This is a genomic window from Enterobacter sp. 296B2 (assembly GCF_034106185.1).
In the GTDB taxonomy this organism is placed as follows: domain Bacteria; phylum Pseudomonadota; class Gammaproteobacteria; order Enterobacterales; family Enterobacteriaceae; genus Enterobacter; species Enterobacter cloacae_N.
Genome location: NZ_JAWNCA010000018.1, coordinates 1 through 24,465, shown reverse-complemented (window position 1 = coordinate 24,465; position 24,465 = coordinate 1). Strand labels below are relative to the sequence as shown.

At 55.1% G+C, this 24,465-nt stretch carries 19 protein-coding genes; 4 read left to right on the top strand and 15 right to left on the bottom strand.

The genetic code is table 11. The features are described 5' to 3' along the window. Positions 1 to 5: 5 nt before the first annotated feature. The 5 genes from eno to rlmD form a co-directional block, all read right to left on the bottom strand. A complete protein-coding gene (gene eno / locus URZ40_RS14240) occupies positions 6 to 1,304 on the bottom strand; it encodes a phosphopyruvate hydratase (protein ID WP_006811784.1) in 1,299 nt (432 codons plus the stop codon). A gap of 82 nt (positions 1,305 to 1,386) precedes the next feature. Next, positions 1,387 to 3,024 (bottom strand): glutamine hydrolyzing CTP synthase, encoded by a 1,638-nt coding sequence (pyrG, locus tag URZ40_RS14235; RefSeq protein WP_116343482.1) that lies wholly within the window; start codon positions 3,022 to 3,024, stop codon positions 1,387 to 1,389. Between the two features lie 223 nt (positions 3,025 to 3,247). Then, entirely contained in the window at positions 3,248 to 4,039 is a 792-nt protein-coding gene (mazG, locus tag URZ40_RS14230; RefSeq protein ID WP_116343483.1) for a nucleoside triphosphate pyrophosphohydrolase, read from the bottom strand. Positions 4,040 to 4,108: 69 nt separating this feature from the next. Then, entirely contained in the window at positions 4,109 to 6,340 is a 2,232-nt protein-coding gene (gene relA / locus URZ40_RS14225; protein ID WP_008499628.1) for a GTP diphosphokinase, read from the bottom strand. A gap of 51 nt (positions 6,341 to 6,391) precedes the next feature. Beyond that, positions 6,392 to 7,690 carry a 23S rRNA (uracil(1939)-C(5))-methyltransferase RlmD gene (gene rlmD / locus URZ40_RS14220; protein WP_320720716.1) on the bottom strand — a complete coding sequence of 433 codons (1,299 nt, stop codon included), beginning with the start codon at positions 7,688 to 7,690 and terminating at the stop codon, positions 6,392 to 6,394. A gap of 57 nt (positions 7,691 to 7,747) precedes the next feature. Here rlmD and barA point away from each other — a divergent pair, with 57 nt between their 5' ends. After that, positions 7,748 to 10,507 (top strand): two-component sensor histidine kinase BarA, encoded by a 2,760-nt coding sequence (barA, locus tag URZ40_RS14215; RefSeq protein ID WP_320720715.1) that lies wholly within the window; start codon positions 7,748 to 7,750, stop codon positions 10,505 to 10,507. Between the two features lie 107 nt (positions 10,508 to 10,614). Here the strand turns inward: barA and URZ40_RS14210 are convergent, their stop codons facing one another. The 10 genes from URZ40_RS14210 to syd form a co-directional block, all read right to left on the bottom strand. Further along, a complete protein-coding gene (locus URZ40_RS14210) occupies positions 10,615 to 11,754 on the bottom strand; it encodes a glycerate kinase (RefSeq protein WP_316380120.1) in 1,140 nt (379 codons plus the stop codon). A gap of 77 nt (positions 11,755 to 11,831) precedes the next feature. Further along, the gene (gene gudD / locus URZ40_RS14205; RefSeq protein ID WP_320720714.1) at positions 11,832 to 13,169 is read right to left on the bottom strand and encodes a glucarate dehydratase; all 1,338 of its coding nucleotides are present in this window, start codon (positions 13,167 to 13,169) and stop codon (positions 11,832 to 11,834) included. A gap of 15 nt (positions 13,170 to 13,184) precedes the next feature. Beyond that, entirely contained in the window at positions 13,185 to 14,525 is a 1,341-nt protein-coding gene (locus tag URZ40_RS14200; RefSeq protein ID WP_320720713.1) for an enolase C-terminal domain-like protein, read from the bottom strand. Beyond that, positions 14,525 to 15,880, bottom strand: a complete 1,356-nt coding sequence (gene gudP / locus URZ40_RS14195; RefSeq protein ID WP_116343490.1) for a galactarate/glucarate/glycerate transporter GudP — start codon at positions 15,878 to 15,880, stop codon at positions 14,525 to 14,527. The genes URZ40_RS14200 and gudP overlap by 1 nt, the downstream gene beginning before the upstream one ends. A gap of 292 nt (positions 15,881 to 16,172) precedes the next feature. Beyond that, positions 16,173 to 16,622 carry a flavodoxin gene (locus URZ40_RS14190; RefSeq protein ID WP_163330075.1) on the bottom strand — a complete coding sequence of 150 codons (450 nt, stop codon included), beginning with the start codon at positions 16,620 to 16,622 and terminating at the stop codon, positions 16,173 to 16,175. Positions 16,623 to 16,646: 24 nt separating this feature from the next. Continuing rightward, positions 16,647 to 17,423: a tRNA pseudouridine(65) synthase TruC gene (truC, locus tag URZ40_RS14185; protein WP_233003235.1), complete on the bottom strand. Its 777-nt coding sequence runs from the start codon at positions 17,421 to 17,423 to the stop codon at positions 16,647 to 16,649. Beyond that, on the bottom strand, positions 17,420 to 17,749 hold the full coding sequence (locus URZ40_RS14180) for a YqcC family protein (protein ID WP_233003234.1): 330 nt from the start codon (positions 17,747 to 17,749) through the stop codon (positions 17,420 to 17,422). The genes truC and URZ40_RS14180 overlap by 4 nt, the downstream gene beginning before the upstream one ends. 83 nt (positions 17,750 to 17,832) lie before the next feature. Beyond that, on the bottom strand, positions 17,833 to 18,306 hold the full coding sequence (locus URZ40_RS14175) for a putative adhesin (protein WP_233003233.1): 474 nt from the start codon (positions 18,304 to 18,306) through the stop codon (positions 17,833 to 17,835). Between the two features lie 87 nt (positions 18,307 to 18,393). Further along, entirely contained in the window at positions 18,394 to 18,885 is a 492-nt protein-coding gene (locus URZ40_RS14170; RefSeq protein ID WP_320720712.1) for an Hcp family type VI secretion system effector, read from the bottom strand. Between the two features lie 760 nt (positions 18,886 to 19,645). Next, a complete protein-coding gene (gene syd / locus URZ40_RS14165) occupies positions 19,646 to 20,191 on the bottom strand; it encodes a SecY-interacting protein (protein ID WP_320720711.1) in 546 nt (181 codons plus the stop codon). Between the two features lie 69 nt (positions 20,192 to 20,260). On the opposite strand from syd, the gene queF reads away from it, so the two are divergent. From queF to URZ40_RS14150, 3 genes are all read left to right on the top strand, one after another. Then, entirely contained in the window at positions 20,261 to 21,103 is an 843-nt protein-coding gene (gene queF / locus URZ40_RS14160) for an NADPH-dependent 7-cyano-7-deazaguanine reductase QueF (protein WP_116343495.1), read from the top strand. 114 nt (positions 21,104 to 21,217) lie between these two features. Continuing rightward, positions 21,218 to 22,582 carry a nucleotide 5'-monophosphate nucleosidase PpnN gene (gene ppnN / locus URZ40_RS14155; RefSeq protein WP_023309027.1) on the top strand — a complete coding sequence of 455 codons (1,365 nt, stop codon included), beginning with the start codon at positions 21,218 to 21,220 and terminating at the stop codon, positions 22,580 to 22,582. A gap of 515 nt (positions 22,583 to 23,097) precedes the next feature. Then, positions 23,098 to 24,393, top strand: a complete 1,296-nt coding sequence (locus URZ40_RS14150; protein ID WP_028014268.1) for an HAAAP family serine/threonine permease — start codon at positions 23,098 to 23,100, stop codon at positions 24,391 to 24,393. Positions 24,394 to 24,465 lie beyond the last annotated feature (72 nt).

Here is a 24,465-nt window from a genome sequence, read left to right as displayed (position 1 = left end):
AGCAATTATGCCTGGCCTTTGATCTCTTTACGACCGTTGTAAGGCGCTTTTTCACCCAGCGCTTCTTCGATACGAATCAGCTGGTTGTATTTAGCAACACGGTCAGAACGGCTCATAGAACCGGTTTTGATCTGGCCAGCAGCGGTACCCACAGCCAGGTCAGCAATGGTCGCGTCTTCAGTTTCGCCAGAACGGTGAGAGATAACAGCGGTGTAGCCAGCGTCTTTCGCCATTTTGATCGCAGCCAGCGTTTCGGTCAGAGAACCGATCTGGTTGAATTTGATCAGGATGGAGTTAACGATGCCTTTCTCGATGCCTTCTTTCAGGATCTTGGTGTTGGTTACGAACAGATCGTCACCAACCAGCTGGATTTTGTCGCCCAGTACTTTGGTCTGGTATGCGAAACCATCCCAGTCAGACTCGTCCAGACCGTCTTCGATAGAAACGATTGGGTACTGTTTGGTCAGGTCTTCCAGGAAGTGAGTGAACTCTTCGGAGGTGAACGCTTTGTTGCCTTCGCCAGCCAGAACGTATTTACCGTCTTTGTAGAATTCAGATGCTGCACAGTCCATCGCCAGGGTAATGTCTTTGCCCAGCTCGTAGCCTGCTGCTTTAACCGCTTCAGCGATAACAGCCAGTGCTTCTGCGTTAGAACCCAGGTTTGGCGCGTAGCCACCTTCGTCACCAACAGCAGTGTTCATACCTTTAGCTTTCAGAACTTTCGCCAGGTTGTGGAACACTTCAGAACCCATACGAACCGCTTCTTTCAGGGTTTTCGCGCCAACTGGCTGAATCATGAATTCCTGAATATCAACGTTGTTGTCTGCGTGCTCACCACCGTTGATGATGTTCATCATTGGTACAGGCATAGAGTATTTGCCTGGGGTGCCGTTCAGTTCAGCGATGTGCTCGAACAGTGGCATACCTTTAGCAGCGGCTGCTGCTTTGGCGTTCGCCAGGGAAACTGCCAGGATTGCGTTCGCACCAAAGTTAGATTTGTTTTCAGTACCGTCCAGATCGATCATGATCTTGTCGATGCCAGCCTGATCTTTGGCATCTTTGCCAACGATAGCCTGAGCAATAGGACCGTTAACAGCGCCAACCGCTTTCAGTACGCCTTTGCCCATGAAACGGGATTTGTCGCCATCACGCAGTTCCAGCGCTTCGCGAGAACCTGTAGAAGCACCTGATGGAGCAGCTGCCATACCGACGAAACCACCTTCCAGATGAACTTCGGCTTCAACGGTCGGGTTACCACGGGAGTCGATGATTTCACGACCGATGACTTTAACGATTTTGGACATTAGATTTTCCTCAGTACAAGTTAAACTAAAACTCCAGACAAACAACGCGTACCGTTGGTACGCGTTGCCGTTCTAACTTTTTTTACTTCGCCTGACGCTTCTGGTACTCGTTGGCGGCTTTCACGAAGCCTGCAAACAGCGGATGTCCATCACGCGGCGTTGAAGTAAATTCCGGGTGGAACTGGCAGGCGACAAACCACGGATGGTTTGGCACCTCGATGATCTCGACTAACTGATCATCCCCGGAGCGACCCGCAACACGCAGGCCCGCGGCTTCAATTTGTTTCAACAACATGTTGTTGACTTCATAGCGGTGACGATGGCGCTCGGTGATGACCGGCTCGCCGTACAGCTTGCGAACCACGCTATCGTCGGACAGCTGGCAAGCCTGTGCGCCAAGACGCATAGTGCCACCCAGATCGCTCTTCTCGGTACGGACTTCAACGTTACCGTCTTCGTCACGCCATTCCGTAATCAGCGCCACTACAGGGTACTTACAGTCTGGCACAAATTCCGTAGAGTTCGCGTTTTCCATTCCCGCTACGTTGCGCGCAAATTCGATCAGCGCAACCTGCATACCCAGGCAGATGCCGAGGTATGGAATATTGTTTTCACGCGCATAGCGTGCAGTGGCGATCTTGCCTTCAACACCACGGTAGCCGAAGCCGCCAGGGATGAGGATAGCATCCAGATCTTTCAGAATTTCAACGCCACGTGTTTCAACATCCTGCGAATCAATCAGCTTGATGTTCACGGAGACGCGGTTCTTCAGACCACCGTGTTTCAGCGCTTCGATAACAGACTTATAGGCGTCCGGCAGTTCGATGTACTTGCCGACCATACCGATAGTCACTTCGCCCGCCGGGTTAGCTTCTTCGTAAATAACCTGTTCCCATTCAGACAGGTTAGCTTCCGGACAGTTCAAGCTGAATCGTTTACAAATATAATCGTCCAGACCCTGTGATTTCAACAGGCCCGGGATTTTATAAATGGAATCGACATCTTTCATTGAAATAACGGCTTTTTCAGGCACGTTACAGAACAATGCAATTTTCGCACGTTCGTTCGCCGGGATTGCGCGATCAGAGCGGCAAACCAGGATGTCAGGCTGAATACCGATGGAGAGCAGCTCTTTAACAGAGTGCTGAGTCGGTTTGGTTTTCACTTCACCTGCTGCCGCCATGTAAGGCACCAGCGTCAGGTGCATGAACAGCGCGTGTTCACGACCAATGTCTACCGCCAGCTGACGAATCGCTTCGAGGAATGGCAGGGATTCGATATCACCCACGGTGCCGCCGATTTCAACCAGCACAACGTCATGCCCTTCGCCACCGGCAAGGACACGCTCTTTGATTGCGTTAGTGATGTGTGGGATAACCTGCACGGTCGCGCCCAGGTAGTCACCGCGGCGCTCTTTACGCAGAACGTCAGAGTAGATGCGGCCAGTCGTAAAGTTGTTACGACGGGTCATTTTGGTACGAATGAAACGCTCGTAGTGGCCAAGATCCAGATCGGTTTCAGCGCCGTCTTCAGTAACGAACACTTCCCCGTGTTGGGTTGGGCTCATGGTGCCAGGATCGACGTTGATGTACGGATCCAGTTTCATCATGGTCACATTGAGGCCACGGGCTTCAAGAATGGCTGCGAGGGAGGCTGCGGCAATGCCTTTACCCAGAGAGGATACGACCCCGCCGGTCACAAAAATATAGTTCGTTGTCATGCTGAACCTGAGAAGTTAGGGTGAAACGATGGAATAACCAGGACGGGAAAGTAGTATACCCGAACACGGCGAGCGCCACAAACTTTCATTCTCCGTCTCCATTCCAGGCCATGACAAACATAAGGAGTGAGAAAATAGCCCCTTTTGGGTAAATGTTTTTGACGCAAATCAAGCGCTTGTCATTTAAAAAATCACACAAATTGCGCTTGATCGCAAAATTCCGTTAGAGATCAGATTCCTGGCGTTTTACTTCCTGCCAGACTTCTTCCATAGCGTCGAGGTCAATTCCGGTCATTTCCAGGCCGCGCGAGGCCACAATCCGCTCTACTTCACGAAAGCGTCGTTCGAATTTCAGGTTGGCTTTTTGCAGGGCGGTTTCTGCTTTTACCCCTAAATGGCGAGAAAGGTTGACGGTCGCGAACAGCAGGTCGCCCATCTCTTCCTCCAGCTTTGCTTCATCCACCACCGCCTGCTGCGCTTCGTGCATCACTTCATCGATCTCTTCATGCACTTTACCCAGCACCGGTCCCAGAGAGTCCCAGTCAAAACCCACGGCCGAGCAGCGTTTCTGAATTTTGTGGGCGCGCATCAGCGCGGGCAGGCTCAGCGGGATGTCGTCCAGCGCAGAGTGCTGGGACTTTTCAGCGCGCTCGGCGCTTTTTATCTGCTCCCAGCGGGCCAGCACCTCTGCGCTGTTTCCTGCGGTGGCATCGCCAAAGATATGCGGGTGGCGGCGCTCCAGCTTGTCGCTGATAGCGGCGCAGATATCCTCAAAGTTAAAGCGCCCTTCCTCCTGCGCCATCTGGGCGTAGAAGACCACCTGGAACAGCAGGTCGCCGAGTTCACCGCGCAGGTCATCAAAGTCCTCGCGGGAAATGGCGTCCAGCACCTCATAGGTCTCTTCGAGGGTATAGGGCGCGATGGTGGCGAAAGTCTGCTCTTTGTCCCATGGACAGCCGTTTTCCGGGTCGCGCAGGCGTTTCATGATGCCAAGCAGGCGGTCGATTTGAGTCATGATTAAGTCCTGATAAAAAAATGCCGGGTGGCGGCTTACGCCTTACCCGGCCTACAAAAGAGGGAAATCTTAACCGCCGTGCAGACGACGCGCGTCAATCACATCCGGCACCTGGTTCAGCTTGCCCAGCACGCGGCCGAGCACCTGCAGGTTGTAGATTTCGATGGTCATATCGATGGTGGCAAGCTGCTCGCGAGTATCGCTGCGGCTGGCAACGCCCAGCACGTTGACCTTCTCGTTGGCGAGAATGGTGGTGATATCGCGCAGCAGGCCGCTGCGGTCGTTGGCGGTAACGCGCACCACCAGCGAGTAACCGGCGGAGTAGCTCTCACCCCAGACCGCCTCCACGATGCGCTCCGGCGCATGGGACTGCAGCTCCGCAAGCTGGTCGCAGTCGGAGCGGTGGATAGAGATCCCGCGCCCCTGAGTGATAAAGCCGACGATGTCGTCACCCGGAATCGGCTGGCAGCAGCGGGCGATGTGGTGCATCAGGTTGCCCACGCCCTCAACCACCACGCGGCCGTTGTCTTTGCTGCGCTGCTGCGGGGCATAGGTTTTCTGCTGCAGCTGCTTCAGCGCCGCCGCGTCCTGTTCCTCCGCGCTAGGCTTGTTGAACTGCGCCTGCAGGAAGTTGACCATCTGATTAAGACGGATATCACCGCCGCCAATCGCCGCCAGCAGCTCGTCCAGCTCGTTGAAGTTGTAGCGCGGCAGCAGGAACTTTTCCGCCTCTTTCAGGCTGATCCCGATATGCTCCAGCTCGTCGTCGAGGATCTGGCGACCGGCAAGAATGTTTTTGTCACGATCCTGCTTGCGGAACCAGGCGTGGATTTTAGAGCGCCCGCGGCTGGTAGTGACGTAGCCCAGGTTCGGGTTAAGCCAGTCGCGGCTCGGGTTAGGCTGCTTCTGGGTGATGATTTCAATCTGGTCGCCCATCTGCAGCTGGTAGGTAAACGGTACGATACGTCCGCCGATCTTCGCCCCGATGCAGCGGTGCCCCACGTCGCTGTGGATATGATAAGCAAAATCGAGCGGCGTAGAGCCGGCCGGCAGGTCGACAACGTCCCCTTTCGGGGTAAAGACGTAGACGCGGTCATCAAAGACCTGGCTACGCACCTCATCGAGCATCTCGCCGGAGTCGGCCATCTCTTCTTGCCACGCAATCAGCTTGCGCAGCCAGGCAATGCGGTCTTCATGGCCAGAACGCGCTCCGCCCGAGGTACCTTCTTTATATTTCCAGTGCGCGGCAACGCCCAGCTCGGCGTCTTCATGCATCTGTTTGGTGCGGATCTGAATCTCGACCGTTTTGCCGCCGGGGCCAAGCACCACGGTATGAATGGACTGATAGCCGTTTGGTTTGGGGTTCGCGACGTAGTCATCGAACTCATCCGGCAGATGGCGGAAGTGAGTATGTACTATACCCAGCGCGGCGTAGCAGTCCTGCAGACGCTCCGCCACGATACGCACGGCGCGCACGTCAAACAGCTCGTCAAAGGCGAGGTGTTTCTTCTGCATTTTGCGCCAGATGCTGTAGATATGCTTAGGTCGACCGTAAACTTCGGCACGCACATTCTCTTCTTTCATCGCCTGGCGCAGGCCGCCGACAAATTCCTCGATATAGTGCTCGCGGTCGATACGGCGCTCGTGCAGAAGTTTAGCAATGCGCTTATATTCTGCCGGATGCAGGTAGCGGAAGCAGTAATCTTCCAGCTCCCATTTCAGCTGACCAATCCCTAAGCGGTTCGCCAGCGGGGCATAAATGTTCGTACACTCTTTTGCGGCCAGCACGCGCTCGTCTTCCGGCGCATCTTTGACCTCGCGCAGGTGGGCAATACGCTCGGCCAGCTTGATGACCACGCAGCGGAAATCATCCACCATGGCAAGCAGCATCCGGCGGACGTTATCAACCTGCTCAGAGGAGACGGAGTCGGTATGCGCGGCTTTAAGCTGGCGGATAGCCGCCATATCGCGCACGCCGTGGATCAGCGCAACGACGGATTTCCCGACGCTGTCGCGCAGCACGTCTTCGCTGACCACGTCCGCATCCGCGAGAGGGAACAGCAGCGCGGCCTGCAGGGTTTCGATGTCCATGTTCAGCATGGACAAGATTTCCACCATCTCCACGCCGCGCCATAAGAGAAGATCGGCATCCGGGTGTCCCTGCGTGGTGCGCAGACAGTAGGCCCAGGTTTCGGTTAAGCGTTCACACGACTGCTGGCTGGAAATTCCCAGACTTGCGATCCATTTTTGTGGGTCAAACTCCCCAGCTTTATTGAGATGTGCACTTCTTACCGCAACCATTGTCCTCTCCTTTAGGGACCAGGGCCTGTCGAAGTCGACAAGCCAAACAAATTAGATGTGCTCGAACAACACCATCGATTCCAGATGTCCAGTGTGCGGGAACATGTCCAGCATTGCCAGACGCTGAATCTGGTAACCCGCGCTGAGTAACGCCTCACTGTCCCGGGCAAGCGTTGCCGGGTTACAGGAAACATAGACCACACGCTTCGGCGCGAGTTTAATAATATGTGCCATCACGCCCGGGGCACCGGCACGCGCCGGGTCGAGCAGGATTTTGTCAAAGCCCTGCTGTGCCCACGGCTGTTGGGTGACATCGTCCTCAAGATTTTGATGAAAGAATGTCACATTTTGCAAGCCGTTCTGCCGCGCGTTCTCCTGCCCTTTCGCCACCAGCGCCTCAACGCCTTCCACGCCGACGACGCTTGCCGCTCTGCGCGCCACCGGCAGAGTAAAGTTACCCATGCCGCAGAACAGATCGAGCACCCGGTCAGTGGGCTGTACGTCAAGCCATGCCAGGGCGTTCGCCACCATCTGCTGGTTTACGCCGTCGTTGACCTGAATGAAATCCCGCGGGCTGAACGTTAAGCGTAGCCCGTCTGACGCATACCAGGGAGCTTCACCTGTTACCTGTTCAAGTATCTCGCTTTGCGGCGCGAGGAAAAGCGCAAGCTCATGAGAATGCGAAAAGCGTTCCAGTTTTTCGCGATCTTTTTTCGACAGCGCCGCGGTGTGGCGCAGCACCATCAGCGGGCCATTGTTCGCCAGCACCAGTTCAACGTGGCCCAGTGAACGCACCCCGTCGAGCGATGCAAGACAACGGTGCACGTCAGGAAGCAATGCCTCAAGATGGGGCGCCAGAATGGGGCACTGCTTCACGTCAACGATATCGCTGGAGGCCGCTTTGCGAAAACCCATCTCCAGCCGCGCCGTTTTAGGCTGATAGCTCAGGCTAAGACGCGCGCGGCGGCGATAGCCCCAGGGCTCATCGGCGATAATTTCGTTAACGTCGTGCTTCAGCAGACGCGCCAGGGCCTGGCTTTTACTTTTTTGCTGTAATTCTGTGCTCGCATGCTGTTGCTGGCAGCCGCCGCACACGCCAAAATGGGGGCAGCGGGGCGCCACGCGCTGCGGGCTATCGTTGAGGCGACGCTTCACCTGTCCGCGCGCGTACTGGCGTTTGTCTTCCGTCAGCGTAATTTCTGCTCGTTCTGTTGGCAGCAAACCTGTTATAAACAGAGTCTTACCGTTGTGACGAGCCACTCCCTGACCAAACGGATCAAGCTCCGTGGTTTCAACAGTAATGATTTGACGCGTCGTCACGCGTCGCTTTGCAGAGTAGAATTGCGCCATCGCCGAGATTTTTCTCACATAAACATAATTATTTTAATTGTCCCATAACGGAACGCCATGACCAACTACAGCCTGCGCGCGCGCATGATGATTTTGATCCTCGCCCCCACCGTTCTCATCGGTTTGCTGCTGAGTATCTTCTTTGTCGTGCACCGCTATAACGATTTGCAGCGACAGCTGGAGGATGCAGGCGCCAGCATTATCGAACCGCTCGCCGTCTCAAGCGAGTACGGGATGAACCTGCAAAACCGCGAATCCATTGGGCAGTTAATCAGCGTGCTCCACCGGCGCCACTCGGACATTGTTCGCGCCATTTCCGTTTACGACGAACATAACCGCCTGTTTGTCACCTCGAATTTTCATCTCGATCCGGCAACGCTGAAGATCCCGGACGGTACGCCCTTCCCGCGCCATCTCACCGTGTTGCGCCGCGGCGATATCATGATCCTGCGCACGCCGATCGTGTCGGAAAGCTATTCCCCCGATGAGTCTGCGCAATCCGATGCTAAATCCAGCAATAACATGCTGGGATATGTAGCGCTGGAGCTGGATCTCAAGTCGGTACGGCTGCAGCAGTACAAAGAAATTTTTATCTCTGGCGTGATGATGCTGTTCTGCATTGGTATCGCGCTGATCTTCGGCTGGCGTCTGATGCGCGACGTAACAGGCCCCATCCGTAATATGGTTAACACCGTTGACCGCATCCGCCGGGGACAGCTCGACAGCCGCGTGGAAGGATTTATGCTGGGCGAGCTGGATATGCTGAAAAACGGCATTAACTCGATGGCGATGTCGCTGGCGGCCTATCATGAAGAGATGCAGCATAACGTTGACCAGGCCACCTCTGACCTGCGCGAAACGCTGGAGCAGATGGAGATCCAGAACGTTGAACTGGATCTGGCGAAAAAGCGCGCTCAGGAAGCGGCGCGTATTAAGTCTGAGTTCCTGGCCAATATGTCGCACGAGCTGCGCACGCCGCTCAATGGCGTGATCGGCTTTACCCGCCTGACGCTAAAAAGCGAGCTTAATCCGACTCAGCGCGATCACCTGCACACCATTGAACGTTCGGCCAATAACCTGCTGGCGATCATTAACGACGTGCTGGACTTCTCCAAGCTGGAGGCGGGCAAACTGATTCTGGAAAGTATTCCGTTCCCGCTGCGCAGTACGCTCGATGAAGTGGTGACGCTGCTCGCGCACTCCTCGCACGACAAGGGCCTTGAGCTAACGCTCAATATTAAAAACGACGTGCCGGACAACGTCATTGGCGATCCGCTGCGCCTGCAGCAGGTCATTACCAATCTTGTCGGGAATGCCATTAAATTCACCGAAAGCGGCAACATCGACATCCTGGTAGAAAAACGCGCGATCAGTAATAACAAGGTACAGATTGAGGTTCAAATCCGCGATACCGGCATCGGCATTCCGGAGCGGGATCAGTCGCGTCTGTTCCAGGCCTTCCGCCAGGCAGATGCCAGCATTTCCCGCCGCCATGGCGGTACCGGGCTTGGGCTGGTGATCACGCAGAGGCTGGTGAACGAGATGGGCGGAGATATCTCTTTCCATAGCCAGCCAAACCGCGGCTCAACCTTCTGGTTCCACATTAACCTGGACCTCAATCCAAACGTGCTGACCGACGGCCCGGTGACGGACTGTCTGAAAGGGAAGCGTCTGGCCTACGTCGAGCCTAACGCGGCGGCGGCGCAGTGCGCGCTGGATATCTTAAGCACCACGCCGCTGGAGGTGGTTTACAGTCCAACCTTCTCAGCCCTTGCCGTTGATCATTACGACATTCTGCTGATGGGGATCCCGGTGACTTTCACCGGCGAGCTGACCATGCAGCAGGAGCGGCTGGCGAAAGCCGCGTCGATGACAGACTACCTGCTGCTGGCACTGCCCTGCCACGCCCAGATAAATGCGGAAGAGTTGAAAAACGACGGGGCGGCAGCATGCCTGCTTAAGCCGCTCACCGCGACTCGCCTGCTGCCCGCGCTCACGGAGTATTGCCGTCTTAGCCAGCACGCCCTGCCGTTGATTAACGATGAGCAAAAACTGCCCATGAGCGTGATGGCGGTGGATGATAATCCGGCAAACCTGAAGCTAATTGGCGTATTGCTGGAAGACCAGGTTCAGCACGTTGAGCTGTGTACCAGCGGCGCGCAGGCGGTTGAACTGGCTAAACAGATGCAGTTCGATTTGATTCTGATGGATATTCAGATGCCCGGCATGGATGGCATTCGGGCCTGTGAGCTGATCCACCAGCTCCCGCACCAGCAGCAAACGCCGGTGATTGCGGTCACCGCGCATGCGATGGCCGGTCAGAAAGAGAAGCTGCTGAGTGCCGGGATGAATGATTACCTGGCGAAACCTATCGACGAAGAGAAGCTTCATAACCTGCTGTTACGCTATAAGCCGGGGCACATTGGTGGGACGTACACGGTTTCCAGCGAACCGGTTGAAATCAGCGTCAACCAGAACGCGACTTTTGACTGGCAGCTTGCCCTGCGCCAGGCAGCAGGAAAACCCGATTTAGCGCGAGAGATGCTGCAAATGCTGGTCGCGTTTCTGCCGGAGATTCGGAACAAGGTTGAAGAACAGCTGGTGGGCGAGAACCCGGAAGAACTGCTGGAAGCGATCCACAAGCTGCACGGCAGCTGCGGCTACAGCGGCGTACCGCGACTGAAAAACCTCTGCCAGCTGCTGGAGCAGCAGCTGCGCGCGGGTACGCCGGAATCGGAGCTTGAACCGGAGTTCCTGGAGCTGCTGGATGAAATGGATAACGTAACGCGGGAAGCGATGAAGGTATTGGGGAACTGAGGCGGGTGCGGCCTGATTTTCCCCTCACCCCGGCCCTCTCCCCAAAGGGGCGAGGGTGTACAAAGTCCCTCTCCCCTTTGGGGAGAGGGTTAGGGTGAGGGGGGAAACTACATCCCCTGCCCCACTTTCAGCACCGCCGCGATATTCCTTGCGGCCATCTGTACATTCGCGCTGGCATTTTCCAGCGCGTCCTCCAGCGAGCAGATGGTATAGAGCACGCTAAACACCGCGTCTAAGCCGTGATCGTGTACCACGCCAACGTCCGCCGTCAGGCTGCCCGCAATGCCGATAACGGGCTTATTAAAGCGTTTCGCCACTTTCGCCACCCCCACCGGCACCTTGCCGTGGATCGTCTGGCTGTCGATGCGGCCTTCCCCGGTGATCACCAGATCCGCATCGGCCACCTGGTCGGCCAGGTGTAGCGCATCGGTCACAATCTCAATGCCCTGGCGCAACTGTGCGCCACAAAAAGCGTACAGCGCCGCGCCCATGCCACCCGCCGCGCCGCCACCGGCAAGGTTGAGCACATCAATATCCAGGTCCCGGGCAATGACTCTCGCATAGTGCGCAAGCGCGTTGTCCAGGGTGACGATCATCTCTGGCGTGGCGCCCTTTTGCGGGCCAAACACTGCTGACGCGCCATCCTTCCCGGTGAGCGGATTCGTCACATCGCATGCGACTTCTATCCGGCACTCCGCCAGACGCTTGTCGAGGCCGCTCAGGTCAATACGCGCGAGTCTACCCAGCTCGCCCCCGCCCTGCCCCAGCGGCTGTTCATTGTCGTCCAGCAGCTTCGCCCCCAGCGCCTGCACCATCCCGGCGCCGCCGTCATTGGTGGCGCTGCCGCCGATACCGATGATGATATGCTTAACGCCCGCATCCAGCGCGTGGCGGATAAGTTCACCCGTACCCCAGGAGGTCGTTCTCAGAGGGTCACGCAGTGAAGGTACAACCAGCTCCAGACCGCTTGCCGCCGCCATTTCAATAAAGGCGCTCTGCTCGTCACCGGATATCCCATAAAACCCTTCCACTCGCTCGCCCAGCGGACCGGTCACCGGAACGTGCACAATGCGTCCCTGCGTTGCTGCGATCATCGCCTCAACCGTACCTTCACCGCCGTCAGCGACTGGCAGTTTGACGTAAACCGCCTCAGGGAAAATCTCGCGAAAACCGCGCTCGATTGCTGTCGCAACCTCAAGCGCACTCAAACTTTCCTTATACGAGTCCGGTGCGATAACAATTTTCATAAGCCATCCTTACGCATAGTCGTTACGTTAAGCATACACCACGTAGAGAACCGCTCATGGGAGCGGTCCCAATGCGTTTATCGTACCATGCACGGACGTTTATTGTCGAATGTCCAGTCAGGGATCAGGTACTGCATCGCCATCGCGTCGTCGCGCGCGCCCAGACCATGTTTTTGATACAGCTCGTGAGCCTTCATCACCTGGTCCATATCCAGCTCCACGCCAAGACCTGGAGTTGACGGTACCTGCACCATGCCACCTTTAATCTCAAACGGCTCTTTGGTCAGGCGCTGGTTACCCTCCTGCCAGATCCAGTGCGTGTCGATCGCGGTAATGGCGCCCTGCGCGGCGGCAGCAACGTGGGTGAACATCGCCAGCGACACGTCAAAGTGATTGTTGGAGTGTGAACCCCAGGTCAGGCCAAACTCATGGCACATCTGCGCTACGCGAACCGAGCCCTGCATCGTCCAGAAGTGCGGGTCCGCCAGCGGGATATCCACCGATTGCAGAGAGAGCGTGTGCCCCATCTGACGCCAGTCGGTGGCGATCATATTGGTCGCAGTCGGCAGCCCCGTGGCGCGACGGAATTCCGCCATGACTTCGCGGCCCGAGAAGCCTTGCTCAGCCCCGCACGGATCTTCCGCATACGCCAGCACGCCTTTCAGCTGTTTGCCAATGTTGATCGCTTCATCAAGCGACCACGCACCGTTCGGATCGAGCGTCACGCGCGCCTGCGGGAAACGTTTTGCCAGCGCGGTAATGGCTTCCGCCTCCTCTTCCCCGGCCAGCACGCCGCCTTTCAGTTTGAAATCATTAAAACCATATTTTTCATACGCGGCTTCCGCAAGGCGCACTATCGCATCCGGGGTCATCGCTTCTTCGTGACGTACACGGTACCAGTCGCATCGTTCGTCCGGCTGGCTCTGGTACGGCAGCGGCGTCAGCTTGCGGTCGCCGACAAAGAACAGATAGCCGAGCATCTCCACTTCACTGCGCTGCTGGCCCTCGCCCAGCAGCGAGGCAACGTTAACGCCCAGGTGCTGGCCCAGCAGATCCAGCATCGCGGCTTCAATGCCGGTCACCACATGGATAGTGGTGCGCAAATCGAAGGTTTGCAGGCCGCGGCCGCCGGCATCGCGATCGGCAAAGGTGTTGCGCACGGTGTTGAGGACATTTTTGTACTCACCCAGCGTTTTTCCCACCACCAGCGGAATGGCATCTTCCAGCGTTTTGCGGATCTTCTCCCCGCCCGGAATTTCACCCACGCCGGTATGGCCGGCATTGTCCTTGATAATGACAATATTGCGGGTAAAAAACGGCGCATGCGCCCCGCTCAGGTTCATCAACATGCTGTCATGACCCGCGACCGGAATGATTTGCATGGAAGTGACGACAGGGGTAGTAAAAGTACTCATCGTGTAATCCTTTTATCAGTGACGTCCAAAAACAGGGCGCTTACGGTCAAATGTCCAGCCGGGAATAAGATACTGCATCGGACCCGCGTCGTTACGCGCGCCGCCCGGTAGCTTTTTATACGCCTCGTGGGCGTTATGGACCCGATCCCAGTCAAGCTCCACGCCCAGTCCGGGCGCATCGGGTACGGCAATTTTACCGTTTTTGATTTCCAGCGGATTTTTCGTCAGGCGGGCTTCGCCTTCCTGCCAAATCCAGTGGGTATCGATGGCTGTCGGGTTCCCCGGCGCCGCCGCGCCAACGTGGGTAAACATCGCCAGCGAAATATCAAAGTGATTGTTCGAGTGGCAACCCCAGGTCAGACCCCAGTCGTCGCACAGCTGCGCCACGCGCACCGCTCCTGAAAGCGTCCAGAAGTGCGGGTCCGCCAGCGGAATGTCGACGGCGTTCAGCATTACCGCATGGCCCATTTCGCGCCAGTTGGTGGCGATCATATTGGTCGCGACCGGCAGGCCGGTGGCACGACGAAACTCAGCCATCACCTCGCGACCAGAAAAGCCCTGCTCAGCGCCGCACGGGTCTTCAGCGTAGGTCAGGACTTCCCTCAGCCCTTTGCACAGGCTAATCGCTTCATCCAGCAGCCATGCGCCGTTCGGGTCAACGGTGATGCGCGCCGCCGGGAAGCGTTTTTTCAGCGCCCGTGCCGTTTCAATCTCCTGTTCACCGGGCAGTACGCCGCCCTTCAGCTTGAAATCCTTAAAACCGTAGCGATCCTGCGCAGCCTCAGCGAGGCGGACCACCGCCTCGCTGGAGAGCGTTTCCTGGTGGCGCAGCTGATACCAGTCGTGGTCGCCCGGTGAGCGGGCCAGATAGGGGAGATCGGTTTTATTGCGATCGCCAACGTAGAACAGATAGCCCAGCACGGTGACCGCATCACGCTGTTTGCCCGGCCCCAGCAGTTCGCAGACCGGAACGTTAAGGGCTTTACCGAGTAAATCCAGCAGCGCCGCTTCCAGGGCGGCCACCGCATTGACGCGCAGCTCGAACGTCCATGCGCCCTTGCCAAAGGTATCAAAGTCCGCCGACTGGTTACCCTTATGCACTCGCTGAACCACCTTGTTCAGGCGGGCGACCTCCTGGCCCACCACCTGCGGAATGGCATCGACCAGCGTCTGGTAAATCACCTCTCCGCCAGGGGCCTCGCCCACGCCGGTATTCCCTGCGCTGTCTTTCAGCACGACGATATTCCGGGTAAACCAGGCGTTGTGCGCGCCGCCAATATTGAGCAGCATGCTGTCCTGACCGGCCACCGGTATGACCTTCATTTCGTTCACGGTTGGGCTCGATTGCGTTGTCATCAGCCGCGCTCCCCAACAGGTTTAAGTTCGACGCGTTTGATATCGCCTACCAGCACGAGGTAGCTCAGAACCGCCACCAGAGCATGCACGCCGACGTAGATCAGCGCGCCGTTGAAAGACCCCGTGGTGCCGACGATGTAGCCGATAGCGATTGGCGTGACAATCCCGGAAACGTTGCCGAACATATTGAACAGGCCGCCGCTCAGGCCGCTAATCTCTTTTGGCGCAGTATCCGCCATCACCGCCCAGCCCAGCGCGCCAATGCCTTTGCCGAAGAAGGCCATCGCCATAAAGCCGATAATCATCCACTCGGCGCTGACGTAGTTACAGAACACCATGGTCATGGAGAGCAGCATGCCGAGCACGATCGGCGTTTTCCGCGCGATATTCAGCGACCCCGTACGGCGCATCAGCCAGTCGGAAATTACGCCGCCAAGCACGCCGCCGATGAAGCCGCAGATTGCCGGGACCGAGGCGACAAACCCCGCCTTCAGGATCGACATACCGCGCGCCTGCACCAGGTAAACCGGGAACCAGGTGATAAAGAAGTAGGTTAAGGCGTTGATACAGTACTGGCCGAGATAGATACCGATCATCATACGCGAGCCGACGAGCTGTTTGATCTGCGCCCATTTCTGGCTGAACGGGACTTTTGCTTTCTCGGATTTCTGATCCATATTGATCAGCGCCCCGCCCTCGGCAATGTACTCCAGCTCTTTTTTGTTCACGCCAGGATGCTGGTTGGGTTCGTGGATCACTTTCAGCCAGATAAAGCTGATGACGATCCCAAGCCCGCCCATGAAGAAGAAGACGTGCGACCAGCCCACCTCATGCGTCAACCAGCCCATAATGGGCGCAAAGATCACCGTCGCGAAATACTGGGCGGAGTTAAAAATTGCCACCGCCGTTCCCCTCTCCTGCGCCGGGAACCAGGCCGCGACAATGCGGCTGTTGCCCGGGAAGGAAGGTGCTTCCGCCAGGCCCACCAGGAAGCGCAGCGTAAAGAGCGCCACGATAATGCCGAAGCCGCTGAAGATATCGACGAAACCCTGCAAAAGGGTAAAAGCAGACCAGATAAAAATGGACCAGAAATAGACGCGTTTAGAGCCAAAGCGGTCCAGCAGCCAGCCGCCAGGAATTTGGCCGATGACGTAGGCCCATGAGAATGCAGAGAAAACGTAACCCATGCCCACCGGATCAAGGCCGATGTCTTTTGCCATTTCCGAGCCGGCAATCGACAGCGTGGCGCGGTCACCATAGTTAAAGGACGTGACGATAAACAGCATCACCACTATCCAGTAGCGGGCATTGGTGCGCTTTTCAGCGCTGCTCGCTGCGTGGCTTAATGTACTCATTGTTGCACTCCTGAAACATAGCTTTCGCCTGTTCATTCTGTACAGCACCGGTAGGGTAATCAGAATGAGATTAGTTTTGTCGTTTTAGTTCGGCATGAAGCCGTTTTATCGTGACCGGAAAAGTATATGAAGGAGTGACGCGTCCTCTCACCGTGCAAAAACACAGTATTAAAGGGCATGTGAGAGGTTGTTTATGGCATAAGCCCAGGTGAGTGGAAGGTGGTTCACGGAATTGGCGTTTGGTGTGGAGTGTATTGCCGGGTGGCGGCTACGCCTTACCCGGCTTACGAAACTATTTAAGGAGCGTTGCCCAGTGTTCAACCCACGGGTTCGACTCGCTTTCGGGTTCAGGATGCTCACCGGCATCGATCAGCAGCATCTCGCCGACGCGCTTAGCGCTCTGTTCCTGAAGAAGCGCATCGAACTGCTTACCGCCGCCGCAGAAGTTGGCGTAGGAGCTATCACCCAGGGCAATGATGCCGTAGTGAACGTCAGGCTGGTAGCCAAGCTGGTCTTTAATACCCTGGAAAAGCGGCACGATGCTGTCCGGCAGATCGCCCTGCCCGGTGGTGGAGGTCACCACCAGAATGTATTTATCTTTATACTTTTCCCAGTCCGCCAGCTCTGGATCTTCATAGACCGTGGCTTTATGGCCCCGGCTTGTCAAAATCGCCTCAGCCTCTTCCGCTACCAGCAGCGAGTTGCCGTACATCGTGCCGACAAAAATGCCTACTTCAGCCATGCTTTGCTCCCATGATTATTGCGCTTACCGTTCATCCTGAACGTTGCCTGATACAAACTCAACCCTTTCATTTTCGGGGAGTTGCCCCCGCCAGCCAAACTGTGACAGCGCCTGCATCCAGACGTCGTCCAGCCCCGCACGGATGATCAATGGTTCGCCGGTAAACGGGTGAGTCAGGCTAAGCTCGCTGGCGTGCAGCATTAAACGATTACAGCCAAAATGCTCTGCCGCGCTGCGGTTCTGGCGCAGATCGCCGTGCTTGCTATCGCCAATTATCGGGTGGCGCAGGTGCGCAAGGTGGCGACGAAGCTGGTGCTTGCGTCCGGTTTTGGGCAAAAGCTCAACCAGGCTGTAGCGTGTAGTGGGAAACTTGCTTGTTGCCACCGGCATTTCCGCGATCGCCATGCCGCGATAATCCGTCACTGCGGGCTGCGGACCTTTGTCATCCCGGGCAAATTTATCGGCGATTTTGTCCAGTTCCTCCACCAGCGGATAGTCGAGCGTGGCGGATTCGGTCAGCCAGCCACGGACGATCGCATGGTAGCGCTTCTGGATCTGATGCTGCTCGAACTGCTGTGCCAGCAGGCGGCCCGCCTCGCTGGAAAGCCCCATCAGCAGCACGCCGGAAGTGGGCCTGTCGAGACGATGGGCGGTAAAAACATGCTGACCAATCTGGTCGCGCACGGTCTGCATCACCACCACTTTCTCGTCGCGATCGAGCCAGCTGCGGTGCACCAGCCAGCCAGATGGTTTGTTCACCGCTACCAGCCACTCATCCTGATAGAGGATTTCCAGCGTCATGCCTCATCACCGGCAAACAGGGCGTCCAGTTTTTCCAGCTCAGCCAGCATGACAGCCCGAGCAGGGTGCGTAGCCTCAAGCGCCATTTCATAATAGGGAGAAACAGCAAACGCCTGCGGCAGCGGGTGGCCGCCTTCCAGCAGCGCGTGCATTCTCGGAATTAATACCCACTGGAGCCACTCGAACGGGGCCAGCGTATCCAGGCAGAATGGCTGGGTACTGGCGAACGCTTCCGGCTGCGGCGCAGTCTCCTGCCACAGCTGATGTTGGCGCAAAAGGGCTTCGATGGCGTGAAGTTGAAGACGTATTTTATTACTCTGTTCCATAATCTCTCAGGAATGATAATGACGTCCAGCAAGGCTGGATGGGACTGGAGTCCCCAGCTTCGCTGAACGTTTGTTCATTAAGTTTAGCGTCTTACCTGGATTGCCCCGGTGTAAGTCAGCTTGTTGACCCGGCAGGCAAAACTGTAGAGGGTAGTATACATGAGAGAGTGGATACGAATCGCCTCAAAGACATCTGACATATGTGCCTTCCCTTTATCAGATATCGTAATCACATCTTTATCTAACGTAGGATTGAGTTCCGCATATTTTTCATCACAGCTGAGCGAGTAATTTTTTATGATTTCACCTCCGCGCACGATCTCAACAGGCGAATAATCATAACCTTGCAAAAAATGCAGTACCCTTGGCCCAATAGAAAAGTTATCTTCAGTCGTGTTAAAGCCAACATTCAATCCATGTGGCACCATTACCTCTCCCGATCCCGTCATGAGTCTGTTTCGAGCAGGAGTATGGCCGCCATGACAGATCAACACTGCCTGTCTGGCGCTAGAAGAGGCACTTGAAATAATAACATTTTTATACTTGTAGACAGGCATAAAATGACCTTAAGGGAAGTTTGCCCCCTAAATTGACAGGAATGAGTTTTTAAGCTGATAGTATATAAGCTTTCAAAACCAATTTTATTACACGGTTCGCCTGTCATTCCATGAATCCGTGAACATTATATTTCCATCACAAGTCTTCCAGGTGATCGTATCATATCTCAGACTAATAAATTCCATATGGTTAATATGTGAAGTGGCTGGGTCTTTGCAATTGTTCATCAAAGGATGAATAGATACGATTTTGACATTCTCAACAAAGATGTTGAAGTACTCTTCTTCCATCCCCGCATCGTTGATTCTGTACCACTTAAGCTCAGCAGATTTCAACGTCTGCCCTGTTGCAGCAGCCTTATAGAGATAAGCCGAGGAGCGGTCAAACTCTTTGCCAATCGTCATTGCATTATGAATTCGTGTTCCTGTAATTTTACCATCATTGCCACTCACAGGAATATCCAGACCATGAGAAAAACTTAATACTTCAATACTCCCCTCACGATTAACAACGTCGACTGACCCTTTTATATCCGCGCCGCCATCATCCTTCAGCCATAAATAAGCAGGAATTGCCATTTTCTTCTCCAGAATAGAATAATGCATGAAGTTTATAGATAAGACTTAAAATCAAAATCGATAATAAAGAGACAAAAATGGCAGCACAATAAAATTTAAGAATGGCGCGGTGATCTCAGAATAAATTTAATCATCGGAGGAGTGACTTTGTATGAAGATAATTAGCGGAGGTTATTTCTTCAGGTGATAAAAAAGGGAGCACTGTAAAAACAGTGCTCCCGGTTCGTTTCGCAGCATTCCAGCTACAATTCGTGCTCCCTGCTCTTCCGTGACAACTTTTCCTGATGCCCGAAGGCCTGGTCATCCTTATACCTTTCGCATCCTGCCCGCATCTTCCTGACACGCTTGTTTCATCCTGAAACGTCCTGGCCTTCCTGACCCACCGACCATCCTGTTCGGTTCTCGTTCTCCTTCCTGGAGGTGTCCCTTACGCGTCCTGCGTTATCCCTTTACTTCATCCTGAAGCCTTCCTGCAGCGCCATCCTGACGTGTCCTGAGTAAGAAACGCCATCATCCTGATGTTCGTTTCTCGTGTCGGCGTCCTGTCGACGGAGATAGAATCCGCTATTCCGCTTCGTCTTACAACCCACCCTTGCAGCACTGTAAGCCGTAAGAAATCCCTAAAAAAGATGCGATGAACAACTAATTCTTTGAAAAACAGAGTGATATTATTCTGAATTAAATAAGGCAATACTGAACGATCCAGCGATCTCTTACAAACCTTGTAAGAGATCTCTCACACGCGCCGTAGCATCATGGATTACAGAAGTGGCTCAAGCTGGGTAAGGAAATCCGCAAGAGAGGGGGCGAGAGTTTCGCGATTGCGGGTACCGATGGCCTCTTTAATCACTTCCCCGGACAGGTTGCAGACGGATATCACATCCAGTTCGCTGTCCAGCGTGGCAATAAAGAGCGTCGGAGAAAGCTTAAGGCGTTTTTGCGTGACCAGATGACCAATCAGGTTTTCCTGAACACGCTGCAGATCGTCTTCGCTCCAGGTCTGCAACAGCGTCAGCGTCAAATCACCAAAGCGCGCGAGCATATCCCCTGCAAACTGCGTGGCATAAAATGCATGAACCGCTGGTTGTACCACAAGGTCCATAGCCCGTTCAACCGCATTTACATTTTGCTCAGCGGTATTGGGCTTCGGTTGCCAGATAACGTTGTCATCCTGCGAAGAGATAATGCACGGCGACGGCACGCCATATAAATCAGCGCTTTGCGGCCATGTTCCGTGCTTTTCATGCCATGCATCGCAATAGCGGGTCGTGAAGGTAGTAAGGGCATTTGCGGTTTCGATGTCCACCGATTTCTCTCTTCTTGTAAGACAGGATAAACTCTGCCCATAAGTGTACCTGTAAAGTGGCTATGAAACATGTCTTACGAAAATCATCAGGCGTTAACCGGCTTAACGCTGGGTAAATCGACCGATTACCGCGATACCTACGATGCAGGCCTGCTGCAGGGTGTGCCGCGCAGCCTGAACCGCGATCCCCTTGGACTGCATGCGGACGCATTGCCGTTTGTCGGCGGCGATATCTGGACGCTGTACGAACTCTCGTGGCTTAACGCGCGCGGTCTGCCTCAGGTGGCGGTCGGCCACGTTGAGCTGGATTACGCCAGCCAGAACCTGGTGGAATCCAAAAGCTTTAAGCTCTATCTCAACAGCTTTAACCAGACCAAATTTAACAGCTGGGATGATGTTCAGCAGACGCTGGAACGCGATTTAACCGCCTGCGCACAGGGAAAGGTGAGCGTGTCACTGTACCGCCTGCACGAGCTGGAGGGGCAGCCGATTGCCCACTTCCACGGGACCTGCATCGACGAGCAGGACATCGAGGTGGAGAATTATGATTTCAGCGCAGATTACCTCGAAAACGCGGCGAGCGGAAAAGTGGTTGAAGAGACGCTGGTCAGCCATCTGCTAAAGTCTAACTGCCTGATTACCCACCAGCCGGACTGGGGTTCGGTGCAGATCCAGTACCGCGGGCCGAAAATTGACCGGGAAAAGCTGCTGCGCTATCTGGTGTCGTTCCGCAATCACAACGAATTCCACGAGCAGTGCGTGGAGCGCATTTTTAACGATATTCAGCGTTTCTGCCAGCCGGAAAAGCTGAGCGTCTACGCGCGCTATACCCGCCGTGGCGGGCTGGACATTAACCCGTGGCGCACCAACACCGATTTTGTGCCGGCAACGGGTCGGCTGGTACGTCAATAATATAAATATTTTCACAATATGCGGGCGGTATTCCGCCGAAGTGTTGTGAAACGTCACGCGCCAGGGCTATTGTAATCAAAGGGAATGACGATAATCGTCCCATAAGGAGCTCACTTGATTACACATATTAGCCCGCTTGGCTCAATGGATATGTTGTCGCAGCTGGAAGTGGACATGCTTAAACGCACGGCCAGCAGCGATCTTTATCAACTGTTTCGTAACTGTTCACTTGCCGTACTGAACTCCGGAAGCCTGACAGATAACAGTAAAGAACTGCTGTCCCGCTTCGAAAGCTTTGATATTAACGTGCTGCGCCGCGAGCGCGGCGTGAAGCTTGAAGTCATCAACCCGCCGGAAGAGGCCTTTGTCGACGGGCGTATCATTCGTTCCCTTCAGGCTAACCTGTTTGCGGTGCTGCGCGATATCCTGTTTGTTAACGGGCAGATCCACAATGCAGGCCGCTTCCAGCATCTCGACCTGGAAAGCTCGGTCCATATCACCAACCTGGTGTTCTCTATTCTGCGCAACGCCCGCGCCCTGCACGTTGGCGAAGCACCGAACATGGTCGTCTGCTGGGGCGGCCACTCGATTAACGAAACCGAATATCTCTATGCCCGCCGGGTCGGAACGCAGCTTGGCCTGCGCGAGCTGAATATCTGTACCGGCTGTGGTCCGGGTGCGATGGAAGCACCAATGAAAGGTGCAGCGGTGGGTCATGCGCAGCAGCGTTACAAAGAAGGACGGTTTATCGGCATGACTGAGCCGTCAATCATTGCCGCCGAGCCGCCGAACCCGCTGGTCAATGAGCTGATTATCATGCCGGATATCGAGAAGCGCCTTGAGGCGTTTGTCCGTATCGCTCACGGGATTATCATCTTCCCGGGCGGCGTGGGAACGGCGGAAGAGCTGCTCTATCTGCTGGGGATTCTGATGAACCCGGCCAACAAAGATCAGGTTCTGCCGCTGATCCTGACCGGGCCAAAAGAGAGCGCCGACTACTTCCGCGTGCTGGACGAGTTTATCGTGCATACGCTGGGCGAAGCCGCGCGTCGCCACTATCGCATCATCATTGATGACGCGGCGGAAGTGGCGCGTCAGATGAAAAAAGCGATGCCGCTGGTGAAAGAGAATCGTCGTGATACCGGTGATGCGTACAGCTTTAACTGGTCAATCCGTATTGCACCAGACCTTCAGATCCCGTTCGAGCCTACCCATGAAAATATGGCGAACCTGAAACTCTATCCGGACCAGCCGGTGGAAGTGCTGGCCGCCGACCTGCGTCGCGCCTTCTCCGGGATTGTGGCGGGGAACGTGAAGGAGATGGGCATCCGCGCGATTGAGCAGTATGGTCCGTACAAGATCCACGGCGACCCGGAGATGATGCGCCGTATGGATGACATGCTGCAGGGCTTTGTGGCTCAACACCGTATGAAGTTGCCGGGTTCAGCCTACATTCCGTGCTACGAAATCTGCACGTAACGCTCAGCGTCTTCTTCGTAAAGCCGGGGCACCCTGTAGCGGGTCCCGGCTTTTTTTATTACCGAATCAATTCATAGGTTTCACGTATAGATTTAACAAACTTACGGTGAACGCAAACGATTACCTCCATTTAACAACCGTAATTTATCAGCCTTAATCCAAATTACTTGCCAGAAAATCCTATAAAGACATTTCTTTACAGCGAAAGACACCTATCTAGCGGGCCGCTCTTTTAGCTTACATGTCGTTGGTGGTAGCCTTCGCGCGCGTAAATTCTCTTTGATGTTTTTTTAACAGATAAATGGTCTAAAGATGCCCACATCATAAGTGGATTATTGCATTTGGGATCGCGATCACTGATAGATTCATAACGAGAATGTATCTTTCCGCCCGCCAATAGTTACGGGCGAAAATTATTAAAAAACCGTCACTGAACGAATTTCATATTACCGTCAGGCACTTTTTCATCGGATTTGACTAAAAACCTGACAATTTGCTTCCTCCAGGAGATACAGATGGAAACCACTCAAACCAGCACCGTTGCTTCGATTGAATCCCGAAGTGGTTGGCGCAAAACGGATACCATGTGGATGCTTGGCCTTTACGGCACGGCAATCGGCGCTGGTGTACTGTTCCTTCCTATCAACGCAGGCGTCGGCGGTCTGATTCCGCTGATCATTATGGCCATCATCGCCTTCCCGATGACCTACTTCGCACACCGCGGTCTGACCCGCTTCGTGCTGTCCGGTAAAAACCCGGGCGAAGACATCACCGAAGTGGTTGAAGAACACTTTGGCGTTGGCGCAGGTAAACTGATTACCCTGCTCTACTTCTTCGCGATTTACCCAATCCTGCTGGTTTACAGCGTGGCAATCACCAACACCGTTGAAAGCTTCATGACGCACCAACTGCACATGACGCCGCCACCGCGTGCCATTCTGTCTCTGATCCTGATCGTGGGCATGATGACCATCGTGCGCTTCGGCGAGCAGATGATTGTTAAGGCCATGAGCGTGCTGGTCTTCCCGTTTGTGGCTGCGCTGATGCTGCTGGCCTGCTACCTGATCCCACAGTGGAACGGTGCAGCGCTGGAAACCCTGTCCCTGAGCAGCGCGTCTGCGACCGGTAACGGCCTGCTGATGACCCTATGGCTGGCGATCCCGGTAATGGTCTTCTCCTTCAACCACTCCCCAATCATCTCCTCTTTCGCCGTGGCGAAACGCGAAGAGTACGGTAATGGTGCAGAGAAGAAGTGCTCCAGCATTCTGGCCCGCGCTCACGTGATGATGGTGCTGACCGTGATGTTCTTCGTCTTCAGCTGCGTACTGAGCCTCTCCCCGGCGGACCTGGCGGCAGCGAAAGAGCAGAACATCTCTATTCTGTCTTACCTGGCGAACCACTTTAACGCACCGCTGATTGCGTGGATGGCACCGATCATCGCGATGATCGCCATCACCAAATCCTTCCTGGGCCACTACCTGGGCGCACGTGAAGGCTTCAACGGTATGGTGATTAAATCTCTGCGCGGTAAAGGCAAGAGCATTGAAATCAACAAGCTGAACAAAATCACTGCACTGTTCATGCTGCTCACCACCTGGGCGGTAGCAACGCTGAACCCAAGCATCCTGGGCATGATTGAAACCCTGGGTGGCCCGGTTATCGCGATGATTCTGTTCCTGATGCCGATGTACGCAATTCAGAAAGTGCCTGCCATGCGCAAGTACAGCGGCCAGGTCAGCAACGTGTTTGTGGTTATCATGGGCCTTATCGCTATCTCTGCGATCTTCTACTCCCTGTACACCATGTTCTGATGAACGCCCGCGGCCCCCACCGGGGGGGCCCCCCCCCCCCCCCGCCAGGAAACAAATTTAGGCAGAATAATT

Bases quoted from the DNA above. Each gene is read 5' to 3' on its own strand.
- eno (WP_006811784.1), bottom strand. From the start codon at position 1,304: ATGTCCAAAATCGTTAAAGTCATCGGTCGTGAAATCATCGACTCCCGT.
- pyrG (WP_116343482.1), bottom strand. From the start codon at position 3,024: ATGACAACGAACTATATTTTTGTGACCGGCGGGGTCGTATCCTCTCTG.
- mazG (WP_116343483.1), bottom strand. From the start codon at position 4,039: ATGACTCAAATCGACCGCCTGCTTGGCATCATGAAACGCCTGCGCGAC.
- relA (WP_008499628.1), bottom strand. From the start codon at position 6,340: ATGGTTGCGGTAAGAAGTGCACATCTCAATAAAGCTGGGGAGTTTGAC.
- rlmD (WP_320720716.1), bottom strand. From the start codon at position 7,690: ATGGCGCAATTCTACTCTGCAAAGCGACGCGTGACGACGCGTCAAATC.
- barA (WP_320720715.1), top strand. From the start codon at position 7,748: ATGACCAACTACAGCCTGCGCGCGCGCATGATGATTTTGATCCTCGCC.
- URZ40_RS14210 (WP_316380120.1), bottom strand. From the start codon at position 11,754: ATGAAAATTGTTATCGCACCGGACTCGTATAAGGAAAGTTTGAGTGCG.
- gudD (WP_320720714.1), bottom strand. From the start codon at position 13,169: ATGAGTACTTTTACTACCCCTGTCGTCACTTCCATGCAAATCATTCCG.
- URZ40_RS14200 (WP_320720713.1), bottom strand. From the start codon at position 14,525: ATGACAACGCAATCGAGCCCAACCGTGAACGAAATGAAGGTCATACCG.
- gudP (WP_116343490.1), bottom strand. From the start codon at position 15,880: ATGAGTACATTAAGCCACGCAGCGAGCAGCGCTGAAAAGCGCACCAAT.
- URZ40_RS14190 (WP_163330075.1), bottom strand. From the start codon at position 16,622: ATGGCTGAAGTAGGCATTTTTGTCGGCACGATGTACGGCAACTCGCTG.
- truC (WP_233003235.1), bottom strand. From the start codon at position 17,423: ATGACGCTGGAAATCCTCTATCAGGATGAGTGGCTGGTAGCGGTGAAC.
- URZ40_RS14180 (WP_233003234.1), bottom strand. From the start codon at position 17,749: ATGGAACAGAGTAATAAAATACGTCTTCAACTTCACGCCATCGAAGCC.
- URZ40_RS14175 (WP_233003233.1), bottom strand. From the start codon at position 18,306: ATGCCTGTCTACAAGTATAAAAATGTTATTATTTCAAGTGCCTCTTCT.
- URZ40_RS14170 (WP_320720712.1), bottom strand. From the start codon at position 18,885: ATGGCAATTCCTGCTTATTTATGGCTGAAGGATGATGGCGGCGCGGAT.
- queF (WP_116343495.1), top strand. From the start codon at position 20,261: ATGTCTTACGAAAATCATCAGGCGTTAACCGGCTTAACGCTGGGTAAA.
- URZ40_RS14150 (WP_028014268.1), top strand. From the start codon at position 23,098: ATGGAAACCACTCAAACCAGCACCGTTGCTTCGATTGAATCCCGAAGT.